This is a genomic window from Lactonifactor sp. BIOML-A5 (assembly GCF_009677585.1).
Lineage (GTDB): Bacteria > Bacillota > Clostridia > Lachnospirales > Lachnospiraceae > Lactonifactor.
Genome location: NZ_WKYV01000017.1, coordinates 20,267 through 36,335, shown reverse-complemented (window position 1 = coordinate 36,335; position 16,069 = coordinate 20,267). Strand labels below are relative to the sequence as shown.

14 protein-coding genes are annotated in these 16,069 nt (G+C 46.0%); 2 read left to right on the top strand and 12 right to left on the bottom strand.

The genetic code is table 11. From position 1 onward, the window contains the following. The first annotated feature begins 132 nt into the window (after nucleotides 1–132). Both GKG41_RS14280 and GKG41_RS14275 read left to right on the top strand, forming a co-directional pair. Nucleotides 133–591, top strand: a complete 459-nt coding sequence (locus GKG41_RS14280; protein ID WP_347563363.1) for a helix-turn-helix domain-containing protein — start codon at nucleotides 133–135, stop codon at nucleotides 589–591. Next, nucleotides 592–1,767 (top strand): macrolide family glycosyltransferase, encoded by a 1,176-nt coding sequence (locus GKG41_RS14275; protein WP_154259739.1) that lies wholly within the window; start codon nucleotides 592–594, stop codon nucleotides 1,765–1,767. Between the two features lie 10 nt (nucleotides 1,768–1,777). On the opposite strand, the gene GKG41_RS14270 is transcribed toward GKG41_RS14275, so the two are convergent. From GKG41_RS14270 to GKG41_RS14215, 12 genes are all read right to left on the bottom strand, one after another. Continuing rightward, complete coding sequence (locus GKG41_RS14270) at nucleotides 1,778–3,418, bottom strand: Na/Pi cotransporter family protein (protein ID WP_347563362.1); 1,641 nt, start codon at nucleotides 3,416–3,418, stop codon at nucleotides 1,778–1,780. 104 nt (nucleotides 3,419–3,522) lie between these two features. Then, on the bottom strand, nucleotides 3,523–6,582 hold the full coding sequence (locus GKG41_RS23780; protein ID WP_154259737.1) for a bacterial Ig-like domain-containing protein: 3,060 nt from the start codon (nucleotides 6,580–6,582) through the stop codon (nucleotides 3,523–3,525). A gap of 74 nt (nucleotides 6,583–6,656) precedes the next feature. Then, complete coding sequence (locus GKG41_RS14260) at nucleotides 6,657–7,652, bottom strand: DUF4003 family protein (protein WP_154259735.1); 996 nt, start codon at nucleotides 7,650–7,652, stop codon at nucleotides 6,657–6,659. A 289-nt stretch (nucleotides 7,653–7,941) separates the two neighbouring features. After that, a complete protein-coding gene (locus tag GKG41_RS14255) occupies nucleotides 7,942–9,534 on the bottom strand; it encodes an L-serine ammonia-lyase, iron-sulfur-dependent, subunit alpha (RefSeq protein ID WP_154259733.1) in 1,593 nt (530 codons plus the stop codon). Nucleotides 9,535–9,744: 210 nt separating this feature from the next. Next, entirely contained in the window at nucleotides 9,745–10,698 is a 954-nt protein-coding gene (locus tag GKG41_RS14250; protein ID WP_154259731.1) for a DUF4097 family beta strand repeat-containing protein, read from the bottom strand. Further along, nucleotides 10,682–11,278, bottom strand: coding sequence for a DUF1700 domain-containing protein (locus GKG41_RS14245; RefSeq protein WP_256281329.1), 597 nt, complete (start codon nucleotides 11,276–11,278; stop codon nucleotides 10,682–10,684). Before GKG41_RS14245 ends, GKG41_RS14250 begins: the two co-directional genes overlap by 17 nt. Continuing rightward, complete coding sequence (locus GKG41_RS14240) at nucleotides 11,271–11,591, bottom strand: PadR family transcriptional regulator (protein WP_154259729.1); 321 nt, start codon at nucleotides 11,589–11,591, stop codon at nucleotides 11,271–11,273. The genes GKG41_RS14245 and GKG41_RS14240 overlap by 8 nt, the downstream gene beginning before the upstream one ends. 219 nt (nucleotides 11,592–11,810) lie before the next feature. After that, nucleotides 11,811–12,275: a VOC family protein gene (locus GKG41_RS14235; RefSeq protein WP_154259727.1), complete on the bottom strand. Its 465-nt coding sequence runs from the start codon at nucleotides 12,273–12,275 to the stop codon at nucleotides 11,811–11,813. An 82-nt stretch (nucleotides 12,276–12,357) separates the two neighbouring features. Continuing rightward, nucleotides 12,358–13,194: a helix-turn-helix transcriptional regulator gene (locus GKG41_RS23925; RefSeq protein ID WP_347563361.1), complete on the bottom strand. Its 837-nt coding sequence runs from the start codon at nucleotides 13,192–13,194 to the stop codon at nucleotides 12,358–12,360. A gap of 28 nt (nucleotides 13,195–13,222) precedes the next feature. Then, complete coding sequence (rlmH, locus tag GKG41_RS14225) at nucleotides 13,223–13,702, bottom strand: 23S rRNA (pseudouridine(1915)-N(3))-methyltransferase RlmH (protein ID WP_154259723.1); 480 nt, start codon at nucleotides 13,700–13,702, stop codon at nucleotides 13,223–13,225. A gap of 74 nt (nucleotides 13,703–13,776) precedes the next feature. Further along, complete coding sequence (gltA, locus tag GKG41_RS14220) at nucleotides 13,777–15,165, bottom strand: NADPH-dependent glutamate synthase (RefSeq protein ID WP_154259721.1); 1,389 nt, start codon at nucleotides 15,163–15,165, stop codon at nucleotides 13,777–13,779. After that, nucleotides 15,165–16,052, bottom strand: a complete 888-nt coding sequence (locus tag GKG41_RS14215; RefSeq protein WP_154259719.1) for a sulfide/dihydroorotate dehydrogenase-like FAD/NAD-binding protein — start codon at nucleotides 16,050–16,052, stop codon at nucleotides 15,165–15,167. The genes gltA and GKG41_RS14215 overlap by 1 nt, the downstream gene beginning before the upstream one ends. Nucleotides 16,053–16,069: the final 17 nt, after the last annotated feature.

The following is a 16,069-nucleotide window of genomic DNA, read 5'->3' as shown; positions in this document are numbered from 1 at the left end:
ATGTGTTTTTGAGCTCACTGTCAGTATAGAGTATAACACTATGAGAGAGTCAACTGGAAATAACATCAATGTTATCATTCGTTGATAGACATTAAATCAAAAAAGAACTACAATGTAGGAAAAATGAAAGGCATGATAAATATGAAAAATATGATTGGAACCAATCTAAATAGATTAAGAAAACTGCATCAATATACCCAGGAGGAGATTGCGGAAATGCTCTCCGTCTCCAGACAGTCAGTGGCCAAATGGGAATCGGGGGAATCTATGCCTGATATGATAAGCTGTGCAAAACTGGCGGAAATATTCGGAGTCACAATTGATAACCTCGTTCACCATTCGGAAGAAGACTCCGGCCTTGTGATTCCCATGAAAGGAAAATATTTTTTCGGAGCTGTCACAGTGGGGGAGAGAGGCCAAATCGTAATACCCAAAAAAGCCAGAGAAATCTTTCATATCCACCCGGAAGATCAACTCTTAATACTGGGCGATGAAGAGCGGGGACTGGGCATTGTCCATCAGAGAGAGCTGATGAAATTCGTGGGCAGGATGGGGGTTGCGTGCAGCGATATCACAGAGGAGGAAACATAGATGGGAAAAGTAGTATATTTTTGTATTCCAGCTTACGGACATACCAACCCCACCATAGCAGTTGTGCGGGAGCTGGTAAAACGGGGACACGAGGTATGGTATTATTCTTTTGCACCTTTCCGGGAAAAAATTGAGGATACAGGAGCCCATTTTATCCCCTGTGATCATGCTTTGCCCGAGCTGAAGTCCTCCGACGAAAAAAAGATCGGAAAAGATTTTGCTGCCCTTATCGAGATGGTCGCCGACACTACTATAGCTCTGAATGAACAAGTCTGCCGGGAGCTCACCCATATAGCTCCTGACTGTATTGTAACTGATTCCCTGTGTTTCTGGGGAAAATTGTTTGCCAGGAAGCTTGCCGTTCCCTGGGTGTGCTCTACCACAACCTTTGCCTTCAATGAACATACAGCCAAACTGATGAAGGGAACTCTGCCGGAAACCCTGCGCCTGCTGACCGGAATGCCCCGGATCAACCGGAAAATCTCCCAGCTGCGCCGGAATGGATTCCCCATTGAGAATTTTATCTCCATCATACAGAACGACAACCATACAGACACCATTGTCTATACCTCAAAAGAATTCCAGCCCATGGCAGAACTCTTTTCCCAACGGTATGCCTTTGTGGGACCTTCCATTGACCATATCTCCGTCCCTCCCGACAGCAGAACACGACAGCGTGTCTATATCTCCTTAGGTACCGTGAATAACAGGAACCGGCGATTCTATCAAAACTGTATTGAGGCGTTTCGCAAAGAAAATCTGGACATAGTGATGTCTGTGGGCGAAAAAACAGATATCTCCTCTTTTTACCAGGTTCCGGAACACTTCCATATTTTTCGGAGCGTAGATCAGATCCGGGTTCTGCAGAATACCGATGTCTTTATTACCCACTGCGGCATGAACAGCGTAAACGAGAGTCTGTACTACGGAGTCCCTATGGTGCTCTTCCCGCAGCAGGAGGAACAGCGCCTTGTGGCAGCCCAGGCTGCCGCTGCCGGGGCCGGCATTCTTCTGAAACACTCCCGTTCTGAAGATCTGAAAAGCGCTGTCCGGGAAGTGCTTGGCAATGACCGGTTCAAAGTCTGTGCCCAAAAACTGGCAGACAGCTTCTCCCGGGCAGGAGGGGCTGCAAAAGCAGCAGATGCCGTATGCGAAGTGATGAACCGGTCCCGTTAATCCTGTCACCTTATATGTACTGCTTCTCTTCCTCCGGGTCTTTTTCCAGGATAGAAAAAGCAATATTCGTTGCATGATCGGCCACACGCTCCAGGCCGGTCACCAGATCCGTGAAAATAATACCCGCCATGGGAGAACAGGTTCCCTTCGCCATCCGCCTTACATGGTTCTCCTGCAGCTCCCGCTCCATATGATCAATGCTGTCCTCAAGCTCCAGAATATCGGGAAGATTCCTGGGATCCAAAGAAGTAAACATTTCCATAGACTTTTCCAGAATCTCCATGGCCTTCCCGTGCATTACCAGAATTTCCTTCTCCCCCTTCTCGGTAAATGTAATGCCGTCTTCTCTGCATTTTACCGCCGCATCTGCAATATTTTCCGCATGGTCGCCAATCCGTTCAATATCGCTGACCACATGAAACAATCCTCCGATCCGCTCAGCATCTGCCACCGGCAGCTGAAGCTGATTGATGCGCACCAGATAATCCGTAATTTCCCGGCTTAAAAAGTCTATCTGTTTTTCTGTCTCATACACCTGGCTTATCTTGTCCTCATTCCCATCAAAGAAAGCTTCCATGGATAGGCTCAGATTCCCCTTGGTAAGGGCGGCCATCCGCTCAATTTCCTGTGTTGTCTCTACCACGGCAGTAGACGGGGAAAAGATGTTCTGCTTTCCAATATAAAGGAGCTGGTACCCTTCACTCTCCTTATCCTCACCAGGAATCAGCCGTTTTGTCAGCTTCACAAACTGCGTGGAGAGAGGCAAAAACAAAAGTGTCTGAAAGGTCTTATAAAAGGTATCTGCATTTGCCACACACCTTCCCACATCGGAGCCCGAAATTTTCAGAATAAAGGGTTCAAAATACTGCATGCCAAAGACAAGCAGCCCCCCGATAATAATCATGCCGAAGACATTAAATAATACATGAATGAGAGCCGCCCTCTGGGCATCTTTTTTCGCTTCCAGACAGGCCAGGACCGCCGGCGTACAGGAGCCGATATTACAGCCTAAAATTACATAAAAACATACTGGGAGTCCCACTAGTCCCTGGCTTGCCATCAGCAGCAGAATACTTACCGTTACAGAAGAGCTCTGCACAATCACAGTCAGAACAGTGCCAAGCAGAATCCCAAGCAGCGGATTATCAAGGCTGCCAAGGACCTGCAGTACCGTCTGATACTGTCTAAGTCCTGCCATAGCATCCTTCATCATACTGATCCCCATAAACAGTGCCCCGAATCCCAGAATAACTTCCCCTATTTTTTTTACCATGGGTTTTCTGCCGAACATCATAAATACGGCGCCTACAAACAAGATAAATGGGGCAACCCCTGTGAGATTAAAAGCAACCAGCTGAGAAGTGATAGTTGTACCGATATTTGCGCCAAAGATGATTCCCACAGACTGAGCAAGCGACATGATTCCGGCGTTGACAAAGCTGACAACCATAACCGTAGTTGCTCCTGAGGACTGGATAATTGCAGTAAAAAGTGCGCCAAAAAAAACCGCTATCATTTTATTCTTGGTCATGGCCTCCAGTATATTCCTTAGTTTTGCCCCGGCTGCCTTCTGCAGCCCCTGGCTCATAAAATTCATACCAAATAAAAACAGACCAAGTCCGCCTAATAACGTCAAAAGTAATTCCATCATTTTCTCCTTAGTTTTAACAAGAATTGCCGCATTTCACAGCTCCTGACCAGGTATTATAATCCGGAACAGCGGCTGTGAAGTACGGCCGGCATACAGCCGGAGGTTCACCTTGGAATCCAGGCACCTCCGGCATTAAAATAATAACGGCTTTTTCCGATCTGTAACCAACCGGCAGCCATCGCTCCGCTTCCTTTCAGGTAATACCAGGTACTTCCCAGCTTCAGCCAGCCCGTGGCCATCGCTCCGCTTCCCTTCAGGTAATACCAGGTGTTCCCAAGCTTCAGCCAGCCCGTGGCCATCGCTCCGCTTCCCTTCAGGTAATACCAGGTGTTCCCAAGCTTCAGCCAGCCCGTGGCCATTGCTCCGCTCTCCTTCAGATAATACCAGGTGTTTCCGAGCCTCAGCCAGCCCGTGGCCATTGCTCCGCTCTCCTTCAGATAATACCAGGTGTTTCCGAGCCTCAGCCACCCGGTTTGCCTGTAGCCGTGATTATTAAAATAATACCATCTGTTTTCAATCAGCACCCAGCGGGAAATGGGATACGTGCCGTCGGCATACACATACCTCCATCCCTCACTGTTTTGTACCCATCCTTCTTTTCTTTCAGGAGGCGGAACCACGGTTTTTTCAGAAATACTCACAGTAAAATAACAGTATATATTTTCACTGTAAGAAACTTTTATGGTTTGACTGCCTGTGCGGGAAGAGTCGAAGCCTGAAATTCCATACTGGGAATCATTCAGGCCTATGACTGTATTATCAGCCAAAACTGCCTGTACTGCCATCCCTGATGTATCCAGCTGTTCCCCTGTCTCATATTGCCTTTTGGCCGGAGGAATACAGGTAATCCTCACCACTGGATTCTCCGTGGGATCCGGTGTGTCTGTGCCGGAAGGCCCCTCCAGTTTCTTTGTTTTCAAAAAAGCACCGGGATAATTGGTATATGCTATATAGATATATTCATTATCTGTATGAAGAGCAACCTCAGGATAAGAGGCGGTATCTACTGAACGATCCACCGCGCCTCCAAAGGGTTCCCATACCGCATCCTTATACCGATACACCGAGACTTTGTAGCTCTCACCAGAGGAAGCCTGCATAACTGCCGCATACGGAATCCCTCCGGCCACCGTCAAATCACAGGCGATTCCACGTGCTGTCATTGCAAAATCACCTGCCGCAGACCAGTTTCCTTCAGAAAACCGGTATGCCTGAAGTGTCTGTCCGTCGTCGCCGTCAATAGCCGCACAGAGGTAAACCGATTCTTCCTCCCCCGGAGAGACCGCAAAGATACTGGATACAGCTTCTGGAGCCGGCAGTTCTTCTATAGATGCATCACCTGCTATTTTATATACAGAAATCTGGTTGTCCGGAAAAGAGCGGGCCGCCAGATATGCAGTGTCACCCTCCGCTTGTATGGATGGATTATATCTCTCCCCCAGACTTACAGAGGTAACCTCTCTGCTGTCCGGCTGAAATCTTATAAGCTTCAGATCCGGGGTTGCCTCCAGAGTATCCGTATAGGAGATGTATAGACTGTCTCCGGCGGCAGCGGCCTGGTAGTCTCTGTTATATACGTTAGACGCTAATGGTATGGTCTCCCAACTGCCATTTACGAACATAGCAGCAAAAAGGGTGCTGCTCCCGTCCCTCTGGCTGGTATACAATATACAGGGGATATCCCTGTAAAATAACAGCCGTTCGCTTCCGGCGGCCGCCGCCGGAAGCCCGGGAGCGACTTTGCTCCAGCTGCTATTATTCCAATGGGACAGATACACAGTTTCTCCATCGTCGTGAACAGCATAGATATCATTGGAGGAATGAATAGCGGCAGAGAACTGGGAGGTGAAAGCGAAATCTGTATCCAGGCCGCAGGTGTCCCACAGTTCCAGGTCCCCCAGGTCCCCGAATTCAACGTCAAAGGTAATATTCTCTCCCCCTCCGGCACTCACATTTTTTATTACAATTCCTGAATTGCTTCCATCCGAAAAGCTTATTATACTTTCTTCCGGCGTATTGTCTGCAATGGTTCTTGTAAAATCCGCAGATCCAAAGGACGTGCGGTTTATCTCCGGAGCCGCAGACAGGAAAGACTGACTGAGATCTTTGGAACAATTCTGTTCATCCGTCACCCCCGGCCGAAAAATGTAGACACCATCTTCCCTGGAAGCATAATTCGTCAGACCTGCAACCTTGGTATTTATGCGGTAGATAATCAGCCCGCTTCCCGGAATCTTAATATCCAAAGGCTTGCTGCTGAAATCATAAACCGGCTTTTTCCTGTATTCCACTACAAAAAATTCGTTGGAGGAAAGAGGGGATTTCAGAATATATGCATGAGTTCCTTCTGCATTCGTCTGGGTATCCAAAGTCAATCCCTTTGCAGATTCTGTAATGGTATCTATTTGCGTCCATCCGGCAGCAGACTGGCGCAGGTAAGCAAGTGGGTACTGAAGATATATGGAAGAGCTTGCCATAAGATCCCAGGTCCCTACTGGGCTGTCATCTGCCGCACCGTCTCTGTATAAGTCGGGAAATCCTATGGAGTGCAGAAATTCGTGGCAGATAACGCCCTCCCTGCTTATGCTGTCTTCAAATACACTGTATCCGTTCAGCATATTGTAAGAAAAGACTTCCTTTCCTCCGATGGTCCCGCTGCCGTCGTAATTAGCCTTGTGGGAATAAAAAGGGCTCCCCCGATCATCGGAAAAGGGCTTATCTGCCACTATAACCAGATTGTCCACCGTTCCGTCCCCATCATAATCCAGAGTCTCGGATGTCTGGATCTGATCTATCACATAATCGACCAGAGAATATTCATCAGAAGCTGACTCCGGCGGAACCACATAAGGGGTAAAAGAGACGCCGTCATACTGGGGAAAAATATTATGTACCTGAAATTGTCCGTAAGAAATCTCTGTAAGGTAACTGGAGAGAGAGGTTCCGTATCCTGGATCCTCCCACAGTTTAAATATTTCTTCGCCTTTATCTTTTACAAAATTCTTTGCTGTGAGGGGTTCAAACTGTACAAAAACCACTAAATTGGCAAATTCTCTGACTTCCTCCTTCCGGGAAGCGGCTGATGTACAGACAGGCGGCAGCAGACTGCCTGACAGCAATGCAAATATCAGCAGACAGACTGCTGTTTTCGTTTTCTTTTTCATAACTAACCTCCTGTCTGAATAACGCCTTTCTGACAGCCTTTATAATTTATTCTGTCAGGCATCGTCCTCATGACCTAATCACTTGCGCCGGATGAAGCGGACGCCGCCGCAGTGCTCGCCGCAATAGCAGCTAACAGCGCCGCTTCCTGAGCAGCAACCATGGAAATGGTTCCGCTTATTGCTGCTGTATTCAAAGCTTTAGGTTCCTCTGTGGTATATTCATCTGCAACCAGCATTCCGGCATACATCACACGCTGCTTCGCTCCAATGCCAAAAGCCCCAAATCCTTTCTGGGTCTTCAGATAATCGTTCACTTCCGCAACCTCTGAAGCTACCAGCTCTGTTCCGGCATCCAAAAGCGCCAGTACTCCCAGAGTAGGCAGCTCATACCCTGTTCCGTATTTGCAGCCAGCTGATTTGAGTTTTTCAAAAAGCTCTATAGATTTGCGGCATTTTTCCCCGGGACTCCCCTCTCCAAGAGTCAGTACATGACTCAGGGACTGAACGGCATTTCCGGAGAAGAAATGTTCCTTAAGTACTTTGTAACATTCTTCCATTTCCTCTACAGCCAGTCTTTCATCCTTATTTGACAGGGCAAGCAGTACCGCCATGCTGCTGTCCTCCCCGGAAGTCAATAGAGGATGTTCTTTTTTCATAAGGTCATAGATGCGCCGGGTACGCCGGGCCACCTCACTATATTCCTCCGGCTGGACCATATCAGCCGTAATAATCGCTGTGACAGGCAGATATGCGGAGGAATAAAACTCATTTTTTAACTCCCCGTAAGCACTCAAGGAGTTTTTAAGCCTCCTCTCAGGGCTCGCATCTGCCGCCAGCAGAGATATAATCGCTAACCTGGACATACCCCGAAAATTTGAGAAGGGTCCTGTCTCCTGTTTTAACAGCTTTTTGCATTCCTCCATCCGCTCAATATTGACGGACATGTTTCTGCCTGTAAAAATACTTGCGGACAGGGGATACATGTAGCTGTTTTCCCAGCTGAAACGGCTCCTGATTTCATTTCTGTTCTGTACAAATAATTCGCATCTGCTCTTCATTGCCTGATTCATATGAGTTCTCCTATTCCCGTTCTCTGAAATCACTTCCCGGCATTACCGCCCAATACTCAATAGCATAGATTCCAAAAAAGTGGGGATCATTTCATTTACATGGATTTAACATTGTTTTTACAATTCATTATACAAGATAACGGCATCAATTTCACTAGTTTTGACACAGTAAACTATAAATATTTTATTTTCTCTCTTCTCAAACAGGGGCTGCCGCACTAATTTAGTGCCGCAGCCCCTGTACATTACTTCCCTTGGCCGGGTATAAAAGCCAGCATTTTGACTACATTTACCGATTCTCACAAAAATCCGCAATTTTCTGTCCTGTGGGAGTACAGCAGAGTCCTCCGTACGTTCCTTTCAGACACACAGGGAGTTGTCCGCCCACGCGGTTCATTGTTTCTATGGTCTCATCCAGCGGAATCTGTACAGAAAAACCACATAAAACCAGATTGGCTGTAGAAACCGCATTGGATACGGCCATAGCATTCCGGGCATTGCAGGGCTCATATCCAACTGATACGGCGTCACAGATTAGACCTAATATGTTCTGCAGCGTTACAGTCGCCGCCATGTATGCCTGGCTGGCGCTTCCTCCCATCAATTCTACCACACCCGCGGAAGCCATAGCACTTGCTGAACCGCACTCCGCCTGACATCCTGCTACCTCCCCTCCGAAAGTAGCCTGATGGGCAACAAAGATACCAACGCTTCCGGCAGCAAACATTGCTTTCGCTATTTCCTCTTCACTCAGTTTCATATGGTCTCCCAGATAGACAACTGCCGCCGGAAGAATTCCCACCGAGCCAACCGTGGGGGATGCCACAACCGCACCGGGGCGCTCTACTTCCACCGATTCCAGAACTCCGACTGCCACGCATACAATGTCATTTAACACCCCAATGTCTGCCATCTTAATCTTCTTCTCTTGGATCTTCCGATACATATGTGCAGCTTGTATGGGATAAAGTCCGCCCACCTTTTCATCCGTAATGGTTTCTATTCCTCTCTTTACAGATTCCCTCATGACTCTGACAATATTTTTCATAATATCCATAACCTTTTCACGGGTATAACCGCTGCGGGCCATCTCATAAGCGATTCCCAGCTCGCCGGCACTGTCAATGTTATGTGCCTTCCCATATTCCAGCGCTTCCGCCGCTGTTTTAAAGGGTATATTGTCATACTGGAAACGGGACAAAACGGGAAGTACATGTTCGGCATACCGTACACAGGCAACACCTTCCAGCCTGGAAAATGCATGCAGCTTCTCCTCACCCAGCTCTGCTCTGGTCTCCAGATAAAGAATTCTTCTGTCCTCTCCCGTGCTCTCTTTTATTCTGCATTCATCCTCAATAATTTCCGCCGCCTGTTTCTCAATCTCATTATTCTGCGCATCTTTTTCCAGATAGAGAAAAAGTGTGTTAAAGTCACCTTTTATACAGATGGGACATTGGTCAATCTCTACAATCTCAATGGCTCCCCCGCCAATGGATGTGGTGCCCAGAGTCATCTTGTCTCCATTTTCTCCTGTCAATTCCAAATAGGCATAATTCGGCTGTTTATTCTCTTTCGGCTCTTTCACAAACTGAATCTCTACCCCTCTCTCACGGGCAATCTCCAGTGCATCTGTCATGTCCTCGCTGTCTATTTCAATCCCCAGCAGTCCGGCTGTAAAACCTCTGTCTGACCACTGTAATTTATAATAGGCGGCATACGAACTATTGGGGTCAAATGAAATTCTCGCCTGCCGTATATTCCCTCTCAGCAGCATGCGGGCAGTAGCCCCAATTCGGTACGGACCTGCAGTATGCGAACTTGACGTGCCTACCATAATGGGCCCAAACACCTCATTAAAAATACTTCCATAATATGTATCCATGTTATCCTCCTTTTAAGATCTTACGTATATTTACAACTTTATAAATCCACTATAGAGTCAGTACCGCCACATGTCAATAATTATCCCCCAAACCCTTCTGCTTTTGTCAAATCAACCAGAAAACAGCAAAAGGGATAACAGGCTCTTTGACCTGTTATCCCTTTTGCTCATACAAAACCTCTATGCACTACCGAACAGTATTGTTTCGCCCTACTCAGCCTGGGTAATCATAATATCACCGTCATCGCAATTAACCACAATTTTATTCTTTGCGCTGTTGTTTGTTCTGATACGTTTTTCATCGTTACCACCAACAGACATTTCAGGGTATCCCGGGAGTTCTATGTTTCCATACTCTGTTTCCAGTTCGAATTCATAAGTCTCTGTTTTTCCCAGAAGGCCCAGTCTTACGTTGCCGTACTCGTTGTCAATCCGTATAGCCTTTGCACTGCATCTGTCTGCGGAGAAGTCTCCGTCGTCCAGTTCTGCTTCCAGCCTCTGACTTTTCACTGTACCCAGTTCGCACTTTCCATATTCATTATAAAGTATTGCAGCAGCGGCGTCCAGAGATTTTATTTTCAAAGTTCCGTCATCCATATTGATTTTAAGCTTCTCCCCCTGAACATTTCCCAGATCCACCTGCCCGTAATCATTTGTAATCTCCATGGTTTCTGCTTTCAATTGTTCTGCCCGGATGTCCCCGTCATTATTTTCTAATCTAATCTTCGTAAAATATTTTTCTGCGGGTACATATAATGTCACATAATAATGCGAAAGAGCGGCATCGATATCTCCTATGGAGAAAAAGTTAAAACCAATGAATCCACCGGCTGTTCTTTCTTTAAAACTTAGCTTCTGGTTCTTCACCTCCAGCGCAGGCTTTGGTTCACTGCCGTCAAGGCGGTACTCGATATAATAACCGTCAGAGGGAATAATCTCCAGATCTGCATATTGTATGGTGATGTCTATGGTTGAGAATTCATCTAATTTCATTTTTTCCTGAATATAAGGTGAGTCGGCTCCACTTTCATTTGCTGTGTGGATTCCGGATTTGTCAATATAGAATCCCGGGCGCCCTCCCAGCAGTAATCCAAGTATAAGTAAGACTGCACCGGCGCCAATACAGATAAACGAAGCCAGATATACTTTATTTTTCACTTTCATGTTTTTTCCCCTTCCTTGCTATCTTTCCAAATAATCCTGTCATTCCATTTAAAAATCGCCTGCTCAGCCATAAGCATCCTTTTACCACCCAGAATCCGATTCCAATGGCAATCAGACTCAAACCGGTGCTTGCCAGTCCGTTAATTGGTGATGTAAAAAGCAGCCACAAACTGCCGCCCAACAGAGGTATCGCAGATAACGCCAAGGCAACCGCTGTGACAATCAGTGCAAACAGGATACAGAAAATTACCAGTACAAAGGATAAGGCAAGAACCCCTGCCGCAAAAGCCAGTGGAAGGCCGATTGGTGCGGCGAAAACAGCTAAGATGCCCACCCAAACTGCAGAAACCCCCCGTTTCACACTTTTCTGTGATTCCATGGCATTTTGGACTGCCAGCGAACGGATAATTTCATCGGCAGCAGTATCAGGGCTTCCCAGATCTTCAATGGCCTGACCCTCCTGTTCAGGTCCGGCTTCTGCAAAATATTCCTCAAAATATTCTATAGCTTTGTCGAAGTCTTCTTTTGGAAGTCTGCGCAGATTATGCCGCATCTGGCTCATATATTCTTCTTTATTCACACTCTTCTCCTCCTTCAACAATTTTATCAATCTCACTTTTATACAGTTCCCACTCTCTCAAAAGGACTTGATACTGAGACTTGCCTTCTTCCGTGATTTGGTAGTATTTGCGGTTGCGTCCCTGATGCTGCTCATCATAGACAGTCAGACAGCGGTTTTCCTGCAGTCTGCGCAGAACAGGGTACAATGTGGAGTCCTTAGTATTCGAGACAGTTTTTATAATCTGACTGATTTGGTAACCATAAGCATCTTCTTTTGCCACAACAGCCAGCACAAGCAGATCGAACATTGGTGCATTTAATGGAAAAATCATAATACTCTCCTTTCCTATATGCTTTTTATATGTATATTATATTCCGTATAATATGTATTGTCAACATATATATTTTAATTTACTATATCTTTGTGCTTTTTAACCGCAGCCTCCGTATTCCACTTTCTAGTCCATTAACACTACTATAATTTGGTTCCCGGAACATTAAAAAAGGAATAACAAGTATCAAATCCTTGTTATTCCTCTCGCACACTCTGCCTATTCATTCAAAAGCTTACACAAATCTTCTATTGAGACATCCATTCGAACAGAAGTTTCTTCCATGGTCAAGCCTGAATCAAGAAAACGGGTTACTACCATTTTCATACATTCCCCAACTTCAATCATATGTCCGTCTAAATCATAGAATCTCACGACACGCTGTCCCCAGCCGCACTCTATCACATCACTCACATACTCCAGATTAGAATATTGCTCTAACCGTTTCAGAAAACAATCGAATTGTTCCTCTTCAAAACAAAGTTCTATGTTATTGGGTCTTTGTATTATTCTGTCTTTTGGCAGCTGTACCAGCCAGTCAAATTCCTCCTGCAAAGATAATCCGCAGGTAAATGAAATATTCTTGCCGTAATCCTGATCTACCTTCAGTCCAAATAAATCCTCATAAAATTTTCTGGACGCATTTATATCATGCACGGCAATTACAGTGCTCATGTACTTCATGCTTTGCCCTCCTTGGTTTTCTTCTAGTTTACCACAGATATTTACTTGATTTATAGGAAATAAACGACATTAATATTCCAAATTACTCCAGCATTATCCGCACTGCCTCCCGGGGAGTTACAGAGTGATATTTTTTAAAATCCGAGATAAAGTGGGATTGATCCGTATATCCGTATCGGCAGACAATATTCATATAGTCAATATTTCGCACGGCAACCAACTCCTGCCAGACAGACTGATAACGGACCAGACTCATTAACTGCTTGGGAGTTGTACCCACTGCGTCCAGAAAAATCCTCTGTACCTGGCGTTCGCTGTAGCAGAGGTGCCGGGCCAGCTGTTTTAAGGTACCGGTTCCTTTCTGTCTTAAAATATAATCTACCCCATCAAAAAAAGGCAGAGAAATTTCATCCGTCCGCATCAGCTTTTTAATATATGCTTCGGCAATCAGCATTCTTCTGTTAAACAAAGGCTCCTCAAATATTTTTTCGCACAGTTCCTCTATGGATGGAAATATATCCCCGGAGGGCACCGCTTGATTTAAAGTTCCTTCCATGGGAAGCCTGCTTATACAATTCATAGCCCACATAGGAAACCTCACTGCGAAAATGGAAATCTTCTTATCCTGCTCATCCCAACTGTCAAGGACGGGGCAATTGTTCAGGCCTAAAAAAATATGCTTGATCCGTCCTGTTCTATGATTTTTAATGAGCATCAAATCAAAACATGTGTCAGGTATAATTAATATATGGCCGTATATGGAGGACTCATGAGGGTTGAAACTGCATGCGGATCCCCAAAAGCAGCGGATATACGGCTGTAACAAGGGAGATGGCGCAATGTTAACATATGTTTTATCCTCAGTAAAAGGGACTGCGGTTGCGGACCTGTATCTGGTGTGAAAGTCAATGGAGCTCATCCTATTCCTCCGTTCGCACTTAATCTCACTATTTATGATACGGTTCATGATTTATAATCCGAAAACTCCGGTATATCTGTTCCAGCAAAATCATACGCATAAGCTGGTGTGGGAAGGTCAAACTGGAGAAACTAAGTTTTTCATCTGCTCGTTTTAGCACAGCATCACTCAGTCCAAGAGAACCGCCGATAATAAAAGTAATGTGGCTGCATCCCTGCACCCCGAGTTTTTCCAGCTTTTGAGACAAAGCCACCGAATCAGGCATATCTCCGTCGATGGCCAGAGCGATGACATAGGAGTCATCCCTGAGACACTTTAGTATTCTCTCCCCCTCTACTGTTCTAATTTGATCCTCCAGAGCTTTACTCGCTCTGTCAGGGGTTTTTTCATCCGCCACCTGAAGGATCTCCAGACGACAGTAGCGGCTGAGGCGTTTCGAATATTCATCAATACCCGCCGTCAGATACTTTTCCTTGATTTTTCCAACACATAAGACAGTAATTTTCATAATAACTCCTTTGGGGACAGGCCATAACGAATTTGGGACGTGTTCTTTTTAAAAAGAACACGTCCCCTTTTTATTTATTTTTTAGAAAGGAACTCATGGATTCCTTTGGCTCCTGCTTTTCCGGCTCCCATTGCCAGGATAACGGTTGCAGCTCCGGTTACAGCATCTCCGCCGGCAAATACGCCTTCTTTGGAGGTCTGGCCGTATTCCTCATCTGCTATGATACATTTCCTCTTGTTTACATCCAGACCGATGGTTGTGGATGAGATCAATGGGTTAGGTGAGGTACCTAAGGACATGATTACGGTGTCTACTTCCATTTCAAATTCGGAACCCGGAATTTCTACGGGGCGTCTTCTGCCGGAAGCGTCCGGTTCTCCCAGCTCCATGCGGATGCATTTCATTCCTTTTACCCAGCCGTCTTCATCTGCAAAGATTTCTAAAGGATTGGTGAGGAGATCCATGATAATGCCTTCCTCTTTTGCATGGTGCACTTCTTCTACTCTGGCAGGAAGCTCTGCTTCACTTCTGCGGTATACGATATGTACTTCTGCTCCCAGTCTTTTTGCTGTTCTGGCAGCATCCATGGCTACGTTGCCGCCGCCGATAACCGCAACCTTTTTGCCTGTTTTGATTGGGGTGTCATAGTCATCCCGGAATGCTTTCATAAGATTGCTTCTTGTCAGATATTCGTTGGCGGAGAATACTCCGCTGGAGATTTCTCCGGGGATACCCATGAACATGGGAAGTCCGGCACCGGAACCGATGAATACAGCTTCGAATCCTTCGTTCTGCAGCAATTCATCTATGGTCGTTGATTTGCCGATTACTACATCGGTTTCAATCTTAACTCCTAAGGATTTAACATTTTCCACTTCCACTGCCACTACCTTGTCTTTTGGAAGACGGAATTCAGGAATGCCGTATACCAAAACACCGCCCGGCTGGTGAAGGGCTTCAAATATGGTTACATCATAGCCTAATTTGGCCAGATCTCCTGCACAGGTCAGTCCTGCAGGGCCGGAGCCAATGACGGCTACCTTATGTCCGTTGGAAGGCATGGGCGGTTCCGGCTTTACGCCGTTTTCTTTGGCCCAGTCTGCCACAAACCGCTCCAGTTTTCCGATGGAAACCGGTTCACCCTTTATTCCGCGGATACATACACCTTCGCACTGGCTTTCCTGAGGACATACACGTCCGCATACTGCCGGAAGGGAACTGGATTTGCCGATAACCTTATAAGCCTCGGCAAAATTGCCTTCTTTTACTTCTTTGATAAACCCTGGAATGTCGATGGATACCGGACATCCGGATATACATTTAGCATTTTTACAGTTAATACAGCGGGAAGCTTCTTCCATGGCTTCCTCTTTATTATAACCCAGGCATACCTCTTCAAAATTCGCTGCTCTGGCCTGGGGATCTTGTTCTCTTACAGGTACTTTTGTTAATTTGTCAGCCATTATTTATCACCTCCACAATGTCCGCATCCGCCGTGATGGGTGTCCCCCTCGCGAAGCTTTAATAAAGCACGGCCCTCTTCTGTTTTGTACATTGCCTGTCTCTTCATTGCCTGTGCCCAGTCAATGAGATGGCCGTCGAATTCAGGTCCGTCTACACATGCAAACTTAATCTCATCTCCAACAACAACACGACAGGCGCCGCACATACCGGTACCATCTACCATAATAGGGTTCATGCTGACAATTGTAGGGATATTTAATTTTTTAGTGGTTAAACAGCAGAATTTCATCATAATCATAGGACCGATAGCTACACAGACATCATACTGTTTTCCTTCTGCGGTGAGATCCTCAATCACCTTTGTAACCATACCGTGACGTCCGTAGGAACCGTCATCTGTCGTCACGTATAAGTTTCCTGCCACTGCTTCCATTTCTTTTTCAAGGATTACCAAATCTTTTGTCTTGGCGCCCACAATGACATCTACGTCTACGCCATGTTCATGAAGCCATTTGACCTGGGGATACACCGGTGCGGTGCCAACGCCTCCTGCAACAAACAGCATTTTTTTCTTCTTCAGTTCTTCAATATCTTCATGGATAAATTCTGAAGGCTGTCCCAGCGGACCAACTACATCGATAAAAGAGTCGCCTGTTTTCAAATGAGACATTCTTTCAGTTGATGCGCCCACCGGCTGAAATACGATTGTAATAGTGCCAGCTTCTTTGTCGTAGTCGCAGATAGTCAGAGGAATTCTCTCTCCCACTTCATCAATTCTAACAATCAGAAACTGTCCGGGCTCACAGTGCTTAGCAATTCTCGGAGCCTCAACCTGCATGAGAAAAATATTCCCTGCAAGGTTTTCTGCGTGTAGTATCTTGTACATAGTTCCCTCCTAAAAAA

Bases quoted from the DNA above. Each gene is read 5' to 3' on its own strand.
- GKG41_RS14280 (WP_347563363.1), top strand. From the start codon at position 133: ATGATAAATATGAAAAATATGATTGGAACCAATCTAAATAGATTAAGA.
- GKG41_RS14275 (WP_154259739.1), top strand. From the start codon at position 592: ATGGGAAAAGTAGTATATTTTTGTATTCCAGCTTACGGACATACCAAC.
- GKG41_RS14270 (WP_347563362.1), bottom strand. From the start codon at position 3,418: ATGATGGAATTACTTTTGACGTTATTAGGCGGACTTGGTCTGTTTTTA.
- GKG41_RS23780 (WP_154259737.1), bottom strand. From the start codon at position 6,582: ATGAAAAAGAAAACGAAAACAGCAGTCTGTCTGCTGATATTTGCATTG.
- GKG41_RS14260 (WP_154259735.1), bottom strand. From the start codon at position 7,652: ATGAATCAGGCAATGAAGAGCAGATGCGAATTATTTGTACAGAACAGA.
- GKG41_RS14255 (WP_154259733.1), bottom strand. From the start codon at position 9,534: ATGGATACATATTATGGAAGTATTTTTAATGAGGTGTTTGGGCCCATT.
- GKG41_RS14250 (WP_154259731.1), bottom strand. From the start codon at position 10,698: ATGAAAGTGAAAAATAAAGTATATCTGGCTTCGTTTATCTGTATTGGC.
- GKG41_RS14240 (WP_154259729.1), bottom strand. From the start codon at position 11,591: ATGATTTTTCCATTAAATGCACCAATGTTCGATCTGCTTGTGCTGGCT.
- GKG41_RS14235 (WP_154259727.1), bottom strand. From the start codon at position 12,275: ATGAAGTACATGAGCACTGTAATTGCCGTGCATGATATAAATGCGTCC.
- GKG41_RS23925 (WP_347563361.1), bottom strand. From the start codon at position 13,194: ATGAGCTCCATTGACTTTCACACCAGATACAGGTCCGCAACCGCAGTC.
- rlmH (WP_154259723.1), bottom strand. From the start codon at position 13,702: ATGAAAATTACTGTCTTATGTGTTGGAAAAATCAAGGAAAAGTATCTG.
- gltA (WP_154259721.1), bottom strand. From the start codon at position 15,165: ATGGCTGACAAATTAACAAAAGTACCTGTAAGAGAACAAGATCCCCAG.
- GKG41_RS14215 (WP_154259719.1), bottom strand. From the start codon at position 16,052: ATGTACAAGATACTACACGCAGAAAACCTTGCAGGGAATATTTTTCTC.